The 12,030-nt window shown below is 65.1% G+C and carries 14 protein-coding genes and 1 pseudogene; all 15 read right to left on the bottom strand.

Annotated elements, in window-relative coordinates:
- Nucleotides 1–952 (bottom strand): annotated as a pseudogene (locus tag SA87_RS11960) (IS200/IS605 family accessory protein TnpB-related protein); the annotation flags it as partial.
- A complete protein-coding gene (locus SA87_RS11955; protein WP_066203631.1) occupies nucleotides 936–1,409 on the bottom strand; it encodes a MerR family DNA-binding transcriptional regulator in 474 nt (157 codons plus the stop codon). The pseudogene SA87_RS11960 and the gene SA87_RS11955, both read right to left, overlap by 17 nt.
- Nucleotides 1,410–1,455: 46 nt before the next feature.
- Nucleotides 1,456–2,661: an SIS domain-containing protein gene (locus SA87_RS14180; RefSeq protein ID WP_245637738.1), complete on the bottom strand. Its 1,206-nt coding sequence runs from the start codon at nucleotides 2,659–2,661 to the stop codon at nucleotides 1,456–1,458.
- A 171-nt stretch (nucleotides 2,662–2,832) separates the two neighbouring features.
- Nucleotides 2,833–3,870, bottom strand: coding sequence for a hydrogenase expression/formation protein HypE (gene hypE, locus SA87_RS11945; RefSeq protein ID WP_082718316.1), 1,038 nt, complete (start codon nucleotides 3,868–3,870; stop codon nucleotides 2,833–2,835).
- 2 nt (nucleotides 3,871–3,872) lie between these two features.
- On the bottom strand, nucleotides 3,873–4,040 hold the full coding sequence (locus SA87_RS11940) for a hypothetical protein (RefSeq protein ID WP_156423562.1): 168 nt from the start codon (nucleotides 4,038–4,040) through the stop codon (nucleotides 3,873–3,875).
- Between the two features lie 28 nt (nucleotides 4,041–4,068).
- Entirely contained in the window at nucleotides 4,069–5,181 is a 1,113-nt protein-coding gene (hypD, locus tag SA87_RS11935; protein ID WP_066203620.1) for a hydrogenase formation protein HypD, read from the bottom strand.
- A complete protein-coding gene (locus tag SA87_RS11930) occupies nucleotides 5,181–5,423 on the bottom strand; it encodes a HypC/HybG/HupF family hydrogenase formation chaperone (RefSeq protein ID WP_066203618.1) in 243 nt (80 codons plus the stop codon). Before SA87_RS11930 ends, hypD begins: the two co-directional genes overlap by 1 nt.
- Nucleotides 5,424–5,546: 123 nt before the next feature.
- On the bottom strand, nucleotides 5,547–5,852 hold the full coding sequence (locus SA87_RS11925; RefSeq protein ID WP_066203616.1) for a HypC/HybG/HupF family hydrogenase formation chaperone: 306 nt from the start codon (nucleotides 5,850–5,852) through the stop codon (nucleotides 5,547–5,549).
- A gap of 25 nt (nucleotides 5,853–5,877) precedes the next feature.
- A complete protein-coding gene (locus SA87_RS11920; RefSeq protein ID WP_066203613.1) occupies nucleotides 5,878–6,975 on the bottom strand; it encodes an NHL repeat-containing protein in 1,098 nt (365 codons plus the stop codon).
- Nucleotides 6,957–7,823 carry a NifU family protein gene (locus tag SA87_RS11915; protein ID WP_066203610.1) on the bottom strand — a complete coding sequence of 289 codons (867 nt, stop codon included), beginning with the start codon at nucleotides 7,821–7,823 and terminating at the stop codon, nucleotides 6,957–6,959. The genes SA87_RS11920 and SA87_RS11915 overlap by 19 nt, the downstream gene beginning before the upstream one ends.
- Nucleotides 7,823–8,212: a hypothetical protein gene (locus tag SA87_RS11910; RefSeq protein ID WP_066203608.1), complete on the bottom strand. Its 390-nt coding sequence runs from the start codon at nucleotides 8,210–8,212 to the stop codon at nucleotides 7,823–7,825. Before SA87_RS11910 ends, SA87_RS11915 begins: the two co-directional genes overlap by 1 nt.
- 27 nt (nucleotides 8,213–8,239) lie before the next feature.
- Nucleotides 8,240–9,535 carry a tetratricopeptide repeat protein gene (locus SA87_RS11905; RefSeq protein WP_066203604.1) on the bottom strand — a complete coding sequence of 432 codons (1,296 nt, stop codon included), beginning with the start codon at nucleotides 9,533–9,535 and terminating at the stop codon, nucleotides 8,240–8,242.
- Nucleotides 9,536–9,567: 32 nt separating this feature from the next.
- Entirely contained in the window at nucleotides 9,568–9,894 is a 327-nt protein-coding gene (locus SA87_RS11900) for a hypothetical protein (RefSeq protein ID WP_066203600.1), read from the bottom strand.
- Nucleotides 9,887–10,372 (bottom strand): hydrogenase maturation protease, encoded by a 486-nt coding sequence (locus SA87_RS11895; RefSeq protein ID WP_245637733.1) that lies wholly within the window; start codon nucleotides 10,370–10,372, stop codon nucleotides 9,887–9,889. Before SA87_RS11895 ends, SA87_RS11900 begins: the two co-directional genes overlap by 8 nt.
- 14 nt (nucleotides 10,373–10,386) lie before the next feature.
- Nucleotides 10,387–12,021 (bottom strand): nickel-dependent hydrogenase large subunit, encoded by a 1,635-nt coding sequence (locus SA87_RS11890; protein WP_066203595.1) that lies wholly within the window; start codon nucleotides 12,019–12,021, stop codon nucleotides 10,387–10,389.
- Nucleotides 12,022–12,030: the final 9 nt, after the last annotated feature.

The raw sequence follows: 12,030 nt of genomic DNA, 5'->3' as shown, positions 1-12,030 counted from the left end.
CGAGCCCCACGCCGTCGGGGTTGATGTCGACGGAAAGAACGCCGCGGGAAAGATCCGGCTCGGGACGTTCGTCCAGTTCCAGCGCGATGTGAACGCGAAAGCGTCCGTCCGGGCCCCGGATCAGTTCTACGGTGTACGCCCGCTTTTCGGCGAGCCATCCGAGAAGGCGCGCCCGGTGCTTCTCGGGAATCCAGAGTCGCCCAAGGACGCGGGGCGCCCGGCGCATGATCGGTCGCCCCAGGGCATCCACGCCGGTCGCCTCCGACAGGTGAGAAATCGTGACGGCCATGCGGAATGCATGCCCGTCGAAGGTGATCTTCAGGTTGGGGTTGCCGCCTTTGGTGCGGTCCCCGCGGGCGTAGAGCCGGTTCTTGCGGGCCGCCCGCCATTCGTCCCGGGTGGCCTTTCCCTTGCAGACGTTCCGCCAGAGCTTTCTTCCTCCAAAGATCGCGGGCGGGACGGTTCCGTTTTCTTTGTGTTCTCTTAACTCCTTCAGTTTCTTTTCCAGCGCGGAAACGCGCGCCTGTCTTGCCCGGACGGTCCGATCGAGCGCCCGGAGTTCGTCTTTCGGAAGGCCGTTCTTCTCGGCCCGGCTCCGTTTCTCCATGGCCCAGGCGAGTTTCTTTCGCGCCCGCCGAAGCTTCGCTTCGGTCGTTTCGATCTCAAGCTCCAGAAGTTCTTTCTGCGCATCGATCATGCCCTGCGCCTTCAGGCGGGCATCGTCGACGTAGCGGGAGTTGAGGCCGAAAAGATCCTGGCCGTGCTTTTTGATTTCCGTGCGGGAAACTCCCTTCAAAATCCGCCTGTAAGACCACCGGAGACAGGCGGAGAAAAGCCGCATCTCGGTGGTCAAGGGATCTTCTTCGCCCCGGGCCCACTTCCGCGATCGGAAGGCCGGGTAAACTTCGGGGAAGAATTCCCCGATGATCGTGAAGCTATTCTTTCCCGACACGCCGCATCAGCTCCTGAAAGCCCCGGCGGATTTTCCTTCCCCCTCGGGCGCCGTCGATCCGGGCGGAAAAAGACGTGACGATGGCCAGAAGATCCTGAACGAGCTCCGCGTGCGCCTCTTCCGGTTCTTTCGGCGAGATCACTTCGATTTCTACGCCGCAGAACTTCAGGTGCCGTTCGAGGTAATCAAAGCCAAACCGTGCCAGGCGGTCGGGAGAGAGGTTTCCCGCGTCGGCCTCTTTTTTCGTCGAGATCCGGGCGTAGAGAGCGACCGCATCGGCTTCTGTTTCGTTCATCCCTCCCGCCTTCAGGATGCGGTCGATTTCTTCTGTCGGGTATCTTCGGTGGCCGCTTGGGAGCCGAATCGGTCGGATGAGCCCTTTTTTCTCCCACTCCCGGAGGCGGTTGGGGTGCACGCCGAGCTTTTTCGCCGCTTCGCGGATGGATAGAAGTTCCATGTCTTTAAAGTATCAGAACAGTAAATTTCAGTCAAGAACAGGGTGGTTATTTGTAACTGCTACGAACCTCCAACCCTTCGCGGATGATGTGATAGACGCTTGCCTGCACTTCCTGGATGCGCGGGATGTAATCCGATCGGACGATGATCGGGATGTCGGCGAGCGAGCGGCGGACGACCTCCCCGCCGTCGTATCCGAGCAGGGCGATCGTGACCAGGCCTCGTCTACGCGCTTCCTCAAGCGCCAACAGGATGTTTTTCGATCCTCCGCTGGTCGAGATCGCGACGGCGACGTCGCCCGGACGGGCATGAGCAATCACCTGACGCAAAAAGATCACTTCCGAACCGACGTCGTTGGCCAGCGCCGACAGCACCGCCGGCTCGGCGGCCAGCGACACCGCCGGATACGGCCGCATCCCGGACGGCGGCACGTTCAGATCGTACGCCCAGTCGTTGGCGTCCGTCGCCGAACCGCCGTTTCCGAAAATGAGCGCTTTCCCACCCCGTTCACGGGCCTTTTTCAACGCCCGGATGGCCTCGACGACGGCCGGAATCTCTTCGACCATCCGAAGGCGGAGCGCTTCGTCGTCCTGGGCTTTCATCACGATGGAACGCGCGACCGCTTCCACGACCGCCTCTCGATGCCCCCGACCCCCATCCTCCCCCTTCTCCGACGCTCGGCCGCCGGTCGCCGCGGCGAACCGCCCGGCCGCCGCATCGGCGTCCCGGTCGAATCCGCCCGCAAAAGCGCGCCCGCTATGACCCTCGCCGCCGAGGAACGGATACAAAAACGCCGCGTCCCCGGCGTCGATCTCCGACCCTTCCAGCGCGTGATGTTCGAAAAAAACGTGCACCGTCTCCCAAAGCGTGTGATAGAGGATCTCGATGATTTCCTGGGCAATGAACGGATGCACGCCTTCCAGGCGCACCGCGTAATCGGCGTGGGCACCGGACGCCCCCTGCAGCGCGAAGGTGAGGGCGCCGATCCGTTTGGCCTCGGCAAGCGTCCGTTCGATCTCCGGGTCCCCTTCCGCCGGCGCGAATCCCATGACCATATCGTCCGGCCGGAAGAGCGCTTCGACTCCCTCGGGAAAAAGGGGCGACGCATCCAGCGCGGGAAGGGCCCGCTTGCCGACGATGACCGGGTGGATGAATTCCACCGAGACGTGCTGCGCATCGGTCGCGTAAGCGCCGCGTCCGAAGGCGATCAGGCGCCCGCCGCGCAAAAACCGATCCGCCATCTCCGCGCACATCTCCGCCAAGGGGCGAGCCTGCTTTTGGAAAAACGCGGCCGACACCGCATTTCGCGCGAGCAGCCGTTCGCGCACCCAGGCTTCCATTCTGCGATTCACCGCCCACCGAGAATACCGATCGGCTGAAGAGACGGCTTCCCTCGATTCGCTCAAGGACGCGGGGAGATCCGATCAGCAGATGCGCGGCAGCGGATCGCCGACGAGCATGTCGATGACGCGCGTTCCGCCGTAGCGCGAGCGAGCGAGGACGACCGGTCGCGCTCCTTCTTCGATCGCCCCGATGCGCACCGCCGATGCGCCGCCCGGCACGCGGCGCAAAGCCTCGAGGGCGGCATCGGCGTACTCCGGCGCCACGACGGCGAGAAACTGCCCTTCGTTGGCGATATGGAGCGGGTCCAGCCCCAGTATTTCGCAGGCGCCGCGCACTTCCGGGCGTACGGGAATCGCCTCGTCGTCCAGCACGACGGTCACCCGGGCATCGCGCGCGAGTTCGTTGAGCGCCGTCGCCACACCCCCCCGCGTCGGATCGCGCAGCCAGCGAAGGCCCGGCGCCGCCGCCTCGATGAGCGCCTCCACCAGCGGCCAGAGGGGGCGCGTATCGGAGGTGAGTTCGGCCTCCAGCTCGATCTCCCCGCGGGCAAGCAAGATCGTGATCCCGTGATCGCCGATCGGCCCCGAAAGAAGCACCTGATCGCCCGGCCGGACGCGCTTCGCCGACAGATCGACGCGCGGATCGACGAGGCCGATGCCGGCGGTCGAGATGTACAGCCCGTCCGCTTTGCCGTGTTCGACGACCTTCGTGTCGCCGCCGACGATCGCCACCCCCGCCCGTTCCGCGGCTCGGGCCATTGCGGCCATCTCCCGCTCGAGCTCCTCCGTCGGAAGTCCCGCTTCCAGGATGAGCGTGGCGACGAGCGCCAGCGGCCTCGCTCCGCCCATCGCCAGATCGTTCGCGGTGCCGTTGACGGCAAGCTCCCCGATCGATCCCCCGGGAAAGACGCGCGGCTTGACGACGAACGCGTCCGCCGTCATGGCCAGCCGCCCGCCGGCGAGGGCCACTTCGGCCACGTCCCGAAGCTCCGTGCCGGATTCGAACACGTACGGGGCGATCAGCCCCTCGATCAACCGCCGGCTCGCCTTGCCCCCCGCTCCGTGAGCGAGTTCGATGGATGGGTCCTGGAAGCGAACGTGCGGCCTGGTCCGGGACATCGTCATCCCCCACCGTTTTTCGGGCTCCTGGCATTTTGTCGGGCCTGCATTTCATTGGCCTTCTCTTGAGACCACCGCTCCGCGATGCGATCCCCCTTCCAGATCGCATACGACGCGGCAAAGGTCACCGAGCACAGACCGACGATCGTGATGGTCAGGTTGTAATACACCTTTTCTGGGGTGCCCTCGTCCTTCGCCTTACTCTCCGACCGCCTGCCGGGCATAGACGTGATGGTAGTACGCGGCGCAGGCCCCTTCGGAAGAGACCATCAAGGCGCCGACCGGCCGTTCGGGCGTACACGTCTTGCCAAACAATTTGCATTGAAACGGCTTGAGCACGCCTTTGAGCACCTCACCGCACTGGGCGGCCTTGGGATCGGTCACCCGGAGCCCCGCGATTTCGAACTGCACTTCCGCGTCCCAGGGCGCAAATTCCGGCCGCAGTTTCAACGCCGACTGGGAGATGAAGCCGAGCCCGCGCCATTCGAAGAAGGGCCGGACTTCGAACACTTCGGCCATCGCCGCGAGCGCCGCGCGATTGCCGTCCCACGGGACGACGCGGCTGTACTGGTTTTCGACCGCCGCCCGGCCTTCTTCGATCTGCCGGACGAGCATCAAAATGGACTGCAGCAAATCCAACGGCTCAAAGCCGGAGATGACGACCGGTTTGCCGTAATGGCGGGCGATGAACTCATACGGCCGGGCGCCGATGACCGTCGACACGTGCCCCGGACCGAGGAAACCGTCGATGCGCATGTCCGGCGACTCGAGGATGGCCCGGATGGCGGGAAGGATCAGCACATGATTGGACAGGACAAAGAAATTCCGGACGCCCATCTCCCGCGCCCGAAGGAGCGTGAGCGCCGTCGACGGCGCCGTCGTCTCAAACCCGATGGCGAAAAAGACGACCTGGCGATCGGGGTTCTGGACGGCGAGCTTGAGCGCGTCGAGCGGCGAGTAGACCATGCGCACGTCCGCGCCTTTGGCCTTGAACTCCAGCGGGGAACCGTGGCTCCCGGGGACGCGCATGACGTCGCCGAACGCCGTGAAGATGACGCTCGGATCTTTCGCCAGGTTGAGCCCGTCGTCCATCCGTCCCATCGGGAGCACGCACACCGGACAGCCCGGCCCGTGGACGAGCTCGATGTTTTCCGGCAAGAGCTCCTGAATCCCGAAGCGGAAAATCGAAAACGTATGCCCCCCGCACACTTCCATCAAGCGATAGCGCTTCGACGGATCCACCCGGCGCCGGATTTCCTGCGCCGTCTTTTCGATCAGTTCCGCGTTCCGGAATTCGTCGACGTAGCGCATCAGAGCGCCACCTCCAGCGCCCGACCGATGGCCACGCCCATGTGGACGAGGAGAATTTCTCCGGCCTTCGCGTCGGGCACAAAATCGATCGCCACGCTTATCCGCACCCCCGCGCGGTCTTCGACCGTCGCCTCCCGCCCCGAAACGGCGATCACGCGCACGGGAACGGCGACGTCGCCGCACGTCGCGCATCCGTCTTCCCGAAGCCGACGCTCCCCGTAGCGGGCGAGCTCCCGATCCATCGTCCGTCCCCTTCTTTCCGAGTCTTAAAACCTTCGTCCAGCCCGACGTCCAACCCGACCGGGACCGTCACCGGCAAAGCGCTCTTTGGCCTTTGCGTGTGCCCGTTTGCCTTCTGCCTTCGCTTAACCGCGTCCGGCGCCTTTTGGGCCCTCGCCGAAGGACGGATCGAATTGATACCCCCGGACCTCCTCCAGCGCCCCCTCCGCCTCCCCGAGCACCGACAGCAGGCGCAGCTGCTCCTCCGCCTGCTCGGCGCTGATCTTGCTCATCGCAAAGCCGACGTGGATGAGCACCCAGTCGCCGACCGTCACGTCCTCCTGTTTGAGCAACCCGACGTTGACCTTTCGGCGCACGCCGGAAACGTCGACCGTGGCGTACTGCCCCCGATCATCCAGTTCCACGATCTGCCCCGGAATGGCCAGGCACATGCCGCCCCCTCCTTCCCGTCTTTTTTCAGGCGACGAGCTCCCAGAACATCACGCGGTTGTTCCCCGTGTCCGCGACCGCCAGGCGGCCTTTGTGGCACCAGAGGCCGTAGGGCCAGCACAGCGTGTCCGGCGCCACGCCCTGCCAGCGGTTTTCGCCGGAGGCCTCGAAGTCCGCCTGGCCGAGCACCGCCTGCGCCGGATAAAACGCGCCGCGCTCCGGCACGTCCGCAAAGAGGAGCACCCGGTTGTTCGCCGTATCGGCCACCGCCAGGCCGAACGCACAGAGCGCGACGCCGTAAGGAAAGCGCATCCGGCACGGCCCTTGCGGGACGTGCGGCAGCTCAAAATTGCGATTGAAATCGCTTTGGCCGAGCACGAGATCGGCCGGGCGGTCGCCCGGCGGATGGGGAGAAAAGCCGAGCACGCGATGGTTTCCGGCATCCGCCACATAAAGCCGCGTCTCGTCCCCGGCCAGGGCATGCGGCCAGCGGAAGGCGTCGGCCGAGACGCCTTTTCCCCGATTTTCCAGGCCGGTGTAGCCGTCCGGCTGTCCCAGCACGACGTCCGGCGGACGGTCGCCTTCCGGAATGCCGTTCCAGCCGAGCACGCGCCGGTTGCCGGTGTCGGCGATGTAAAACCGCCCGGCCAGGTAGGCCATCCCGTACGGCCAATACAACCCGAGGGGATGTACCGGCCCTCCGCGGTTGGGCAAGACGCCGTCCATCGACGCCTGCCCGATGACGGCGTCCGGCGGCGCGCCGCTCGACGTCGGCACCTCATTCCAGATCAGAATGCGGTGATGCCAGGCATCGGCGACGAAAAGCCGCCCTTCGTAGACCGCCACCGCCGTCGGCAGGTGCAACAGGCGAGGCCCTTCCGACGTAAAGTCCGGCTGCCCGAGGACGACGTCGGCCGGCGCATGGTCGCGCTCGGGAAAGCCGTGCCAGATGAGCACCCGATGATTGCCGCTGTCGGCGACGATGACCGTGCGGTCGTCAAAGTACACGCCGCGCGGCGCGTACATCGTCTCCCGCGACGGCGCGGCGGCCGGAAGCAAAAGCCCTCCGGGCGCCGGCGCGCCCAGCCAGCGCACGGGCTTGAGCGTCAGCCGACGCGGATCCATACGCGGCGCCCCTCCACCCGGACGGGAAACGGCTCCAGCTGAACGTGCGGGGCCGTGAGGCATTCGCCCGACGAAAGGTCGAAGCGGAATCCGTGCCAGGGGCAGGTGATCTCCTCTCCATCGACCATACCCGCATCCAGCGGCATGCCCATGTGCGGGCACTCGTTGCGGTAGGCCATCACCTTGCCTTCGAGGCGGACAAGGAGGATCGACGTATCGCCGTGGGAAACCGCCGTCGGTTTTCCCTCTTCCAGCGCGTCGACGTCCGGCCCTTCGATCCAGCCGCTCGAAGCAAGGTCCGGACGTTCGTCGATCACGTTGAGCGGCAGATACCCGGAGCCGACGTCATCTTTGGCCATCCGCACCTGGGCGATCTCCGGAACGCGGGCGCGGATCGCCTCTTCCACCGCGTTTTTCAGCGTCAAAGCCGAAAGCGAGCAGCCCGTGCACGCCCCGTGGAGGCGCACGTAGGCGATTTCTCCCTCGACCTGGACGAGCTCCACGTCGCCGCCGTGAGACCGAAGATACGGCCGCACTTCTTCGAGGACCACGGCCACGCGGGTGGCGAGGTCCGGTTTGATGATGCCGTGCATGAGAAAAAGGGCATAAATCGCCGGATCTTCGATCGCCTCGTAAAGCAGCGCTTTCCCCGCTTCGTTCTCCCGGAGTCGGCGGACGAGCCGCCGGAGGGCAAAGGCGTGAAAGCGTTCGATCGCCTTTTTCAGCTCCATCGCCTTGGTGCGGGCGTCCTCGGGGAGGTTTTTCAGCGCGGCCACCGCCTCGTCGACGCGAAGCGCCAGGCGCTCAAAATCTTCTTCCTGAACGGATTCTTGCCGAACGTGAGGCATCACTCCTCACCTCCGAACGCGAGCGCCTGTTCGAGCGCCTCCTCCGTCTTTTGTCGCAGGAGGTCGGCAAAGGCCCGCACGGCGAGCCTGGAGACGAGCTCTCCGTAGGTCTTCGCCTCCGGAACGAGCGTCAAGACCGCGGGAGCGTCCAGCCGTCGGGCGGAAAGCGCCTGAACGATGAAGGTCCACCCCGCCGGCTGGTCGAGAAGCGCATCGCGGAAAAACGCCTCGACAAACGCATCGAGCCAGACGCCATCCCCCTGCGGATCGGACCGAAGCCGTTCCAAGGCGTTTTTCGCTCCGGCGGTTCGCTGGACGATCCGCTCGCTGAAACGATCGACGGCCAGCTGCAAAAGGACGTTGAAATATTCCTGTTCATGCGGATGCATGGCTTCGCGAAACGGTCCCCCTTGCGCTCACCGCTGCACTTCCTTCCGGCGTCGGTCAATCTCTGCGAGCACCGCGGACACGGCTTGAGCCGCCTCGGCATCGCCGTGCGCCGCAAACAGCCGCTTCGCCTCCTCAAGGCGCGGAACGGCCCGAGAAAAGGCTCCCAGATGGGCGAGGGCGTTTCCCTGGTTGGCCAGCACGCGCGCCCGCCGCAACGGATCGTCCCTCACCTCCGGGAGGCTGAGCACCTCTTCGTAGAGCGACACCGCCTCCCACAGGTTGTCCTCCAGGTGGGACGATTTCACATGCTGAATGGCGTTGGCCAGGTTGATCGTCGCGCTGGCCCAAAGGTCGGGGTGCGTCTCCTTCGTAAAGTGGCGGAGCGCCTCCCGGAGCGACTGAACCGCCAGCGCCGCGCGGAGCGAATGCCGCGCTTCGTGCATCGGCATCGAGAGGTAGGCGACGGCGAGGTTCATGTGCGCCAGGGCATACGCCTCCGGATGCCGGTCCCGCTTGAGCCATTTCAGCGCTTCATGGTAACAGCGAACGGCTTCCAGAAGCGCGGACTTCTGCCCTCCGGCCTCGGCCTGGAGCGCGGTGCCGAGCTGCAGCCAGATTTCCCCGCGCATCTCGTCAAATGCGGTTCGGTCCAGGAGCTTAAGCGCCGTCCGGTAGCCCTCGACCGGCGACTGGACATCCGTGGCCGACCGGATGACGGAAGCGTCGAACGCGCCGGCTTCCGTCCCCCCCTGCGGCGGGGGGGCCGCGGCATGAACGGGCACCGGCTGAACGGTGAGCGACTGCAAGAGGGCCGCCCGCTCGGCATACAGCCGGGCGGCAAAAATCGGCGAAAGCGCGCGGACGCTCTCTGCCGCGTCGTAGAGGAAGGAAAGCGCCTTGGCCCAATCGCCGGAAGCGATGGCGGCGTAAGCGTGGGTGGCGAGCAGGAAGGCCCGAATTTCGCCGTCCGCCCCTTCGTAGGGCGGCGGTTCGACGGGAAACCCGAGCCTCCAGGCCGCCGCCTGAAGCAATAACCGCATCTCATCGTCGGCCGCCGCGAGCGCAGCTCGGAACGCCTCTGCCTCGGGGCGCAACACAAATCGGTTAAACCGCCCTTCCGGCGCATCGGGAAGAAGCGACAGCACGGTTTCCTCCGGGGCGCCGGATAAGGCCGCCCGGAAAAAGCGCCACGCCTCCGGCCAAGTTTCCGGCGGCTCGCCGCGCAGGAGCTTTGTGATGAGCGCCTGGTGGCCTACGACTTCCGGAAGTAAAAAAAAGCCCGCCGCACCCGGAAAGACGCCGATCGCCTGAGGCCGGAACATCGGATTCCCCCTTTCTTCGGCCGATGGCCTCTTTAGGGCTTTCGCGTCCCGGACGTCCCGCGGAAGGGCCGGGCGGGCTCAAGCGGAATGATGAACGCCCCACGCTCTTCATCCCACCGGCCGGAGCGCTTTCCAACGGGATAACCTCCCGGCCGGTCGCGGAACAGCTCCTCGATGAAAAGGCTGCGGTCGCCCCGGCGGTTGATCTGCTTGAGGAGCAGCCCTCCGCTTGCGGCGCGCCGGACGGGCATGAGCCACAGTTCATCGTCGCGAAGCAGGGCGATGACCGTATGCGTCGGAAAACGAGCCGCTTCTTCCGCCGTCAGGTGCAGGTACCCTTTTTCTGTAAACTCAACCACCTGACATCCCCTGCGCCTGGGGTTCACCCCCCGCGTTTTGCACGAGCAAAGCGGCCAACCGCTCCATCGCCGCTTCGACTTCCGGACTTAACCCCACGCCGTACTCGAGATCTTTGGCTTCGATCAGGTAAATCGTCACGTCTTCCGGAAAACGCTCTTTGAGGAGCCACCGCCCGACGGCGAGGGCGTGATCCCAGCGGAAGTCGTGCAGGTTGACCGCCGTCAGCGGCGGCGTCTCCGCTTTCGCCCCCGGCAACTCGAAGATCGTTCCCGGCTCGGCGCCGGTCTTGGCGGCGTCGACGATGATGAGGCGCTTGGCGTCCTGGATCTGAAACACGACGTCCATCCCGGCGGTGCCGCCGTCCGCCAGGCGGACGCCGGACGGCGGCCCGAGCGCCCAGAGCCGCCGGATGAGCGTCGGGCCGACCCCGTCGTCTCGTCGGAGCAAATTGCCGCAGCCGATGATGAGCGTGGACACGTCGACTCCCCTCATCAGAACTGGGTCACTTCATACTTCGCGATCTCTTGCTTGGTCTTCGCATCGTAGGCGTGGACCGTACACACGAGGCACGAGTCGTAGCTCTGGGCGATGTGGGCGAGCTCCACCGGATCTTCGGGATTTCGGATCGGCGTGCCGATCATCGCCGTCTCGATCGGACCCCGCTGATCGTGCCGGTCGCGCGGGCCGATGTTCCACGCCGTCGGCGTGATCACCTGGTAGTTTTCGATCTTCCCGTCCTTGAGCACGATCCAGTCGGCGAGGGCCCCGCGGGCGGCCTCCGTCGCTCCGAAACCGCGCCCGTCCGGAAGTTCCTTCGGCTTGATGTAGAACTTGTCGTTCAGGTCGATGCGCCGGAGCCACTCTTTGACGCGCAAGTAGTACTTCGGTGCCTCGTGCATGCGGGCGAGGACCCGGACCATGACGCTCGGACCGATCTCCTTGACGATGTTGAAGATGAGCGGATCGTAGTCCTGATGTTTCTCGGCGCCGGGACGGCCGGCGATCACCTGGCGCGCCAGCGGTCCGGCTTCCAGGGCGAGCTCGCCGATCCCGGGAACGTCGTAGCGCGGTGCCTTGGCCCAGGTGTACTTGCCTTCTTTGGCGCCTTCCTGCGGATCGATCGGCTCGGTGACGCCGTCAAACGGGTGATACGCGCCGCCGCCGCGGAAGAAGGAATACGTGTGATCTTCGCGGACGCGCATCTGGTCGAAATCGTGGAAATTCTCCCCGTCGTAGACGCCGGAGCGGGAGATGAGCGCCCGGTTTCGGCCCTCGATCGTCGGGAACCGGTAGAGATCCGGCTCAAAGAAGCTGCCCATCGCGATGAAGCGCCCCGGACCGCGGCCGTACTTGTCGAGGCCGATGTCCATGCTGTAGCGGATGAAGAGGCCGAGGTCGGAATCGCGGTGTTCGGGCTTTTCCTCCAGCCAGTTGAGGACGTCTTTCCACGTCTTGTTCTCCAGCCAGCGCTCCACCGAACAGCCGAGCCACACCTTCTCCAGCCAGTATTCGCGATAATGCTCGAGGATGGAGATCGAACGCGTGACGTCGGAAAGCGTCGGCGCGCACATCACGCCTCCGGGCACCATGAAGCTGGAGTGGGGCCACTGGCCGCCGAAGATGGCGTAGATCTCCACCGGCTTCGCCGACTCGATGACGCCGATCTCATAACTCGTGCCCGTAAACGGCGCCCACCGCTTTACGACTTCATCGTACAGCGGCGATTTCTTGTAGTTTTCATGGGTCAGGCCGATGGCAAAGAGCGCGTAAAACCACCGCGGCATGCTCTGCAGCGTCTCCACCGCCTGCGCGATGTTCCGGACAAGCGTCGCGTTCGGCGGGACCTCCGTGCTCCAGGCGGTGTCAATGGCATAGACCGCCTTCGTCAAGTGGCTGCCTCCGCAGATGCCGCAGATGCGCGGCGTGACGATGAGACCGGCCTGCGGGTCTTTGCCCTTCAGGATGATCTCAAACCCGCGGAACATCGTCGCTTCCGTCCACGCGTCGACGACGACGCCGTTTTCGATGGCCACGCGGACGTCCAGATCGCCTTCCACGCGGCCGAGCGAATGCACCTTGAGATCCTTCCGATCGATCGTCCTGATTTCGGACCCTTTTTGGCTCATCGTGCTCCA

Source organism: Hydrogenibacillus schlegelii (assembly GCF_001653195.1).
GTDB classification, from domain to species: Bacteria; Bacillota; Bacilli; order Thermicanales; family DSM-22653; genus Hydrogenibacillus; species Hydrogenibacillus schlegelii.
The sequence above is the reverse complement of the archived record's forward strand: the minus strand, read 5'-3'. Positions and strand labels throughout refer to the sequence as shown.

Bases quoted from the DNA above. Each gene is read 5' to 3' on its own strand.
- SA87_RS11955 (WP_066203631.1), bottom strand. From the start codon at position 1,409: ATGGAACTTCTATCCATCCGCGAAGCGGCGAAAAAGCTCGGCGTGCAC.
- SA87_RS11890 (WP_066203595.1), bottom strand. From the start codon at position 12,021: ATGAGCCAAAAAGGGTCCGAAATCAGGACGATCGATCGGAAGGATCTC.
- SA87_RS11920 (WP_066203613.1), bottom strand. From the start codon at position 6,975: ATGGATCCGCGTCGGCTGACGCTCAAGCCCGTGCGCTGGCTGGGCGCG.
- SA87_RS11930 (WP_066203618.1), bottom strand. From the start codon at position 5,423: ATGGATCGGGAGCTCGCCCGCTACGGGGAGCGTCGGCTTCGGGAAGAC.
- SA87_RS11910 (WP_066203608.1), bottom strand. From the start codon at position 8,212: ATGCATCCGCATGAACAGGAATATTTCAACGTCCTTTTGCAGCTGGCC.
- SA87_RS11915 (WP_066203610.1), bottom strand. From the start codon at position 7,823: ATGCCTCACGTTCGGCAAGAATCCGTTCAGGAAGAAGATTTTGAGCGC.
- SA87_RS14180 (WP_245637738.1), bottom strand. From the start codon at position 2,661: ATGTGCGCGGAGATGGCGGATCGGTTTTTGCGCGGCGGGCGCCTGATC.
- SA87_RS11925 (WP_066203616.1), bottom strand. From the start codon at position 5,852: ATGTGCCTGGCCATTCCGGGGCAGATCGTGGAACTGGATGATCGGGGG.
- hypE (WP_082718316.1), bottom strand. From the start codon at position 3,870: ATGTCCCGGACCAGGCCGCACGTTCGCTTCCAGGACCCATCCATCGAA.
- hypD (WP_066203620.1), bottom strand. From the start codon at position 5,181: ATGCGCTACGTCGACGAATTCCGGAACGCGGAACTGATCGAAAAGACG.
- SA87_RS11905 (WP_066203604.1), bottom strand. From the start codon at position 9,535: ATGTTCCGGCCTCAGGCGATCGGCGTCTTTCCGGGTGCGGCGGGCTTT.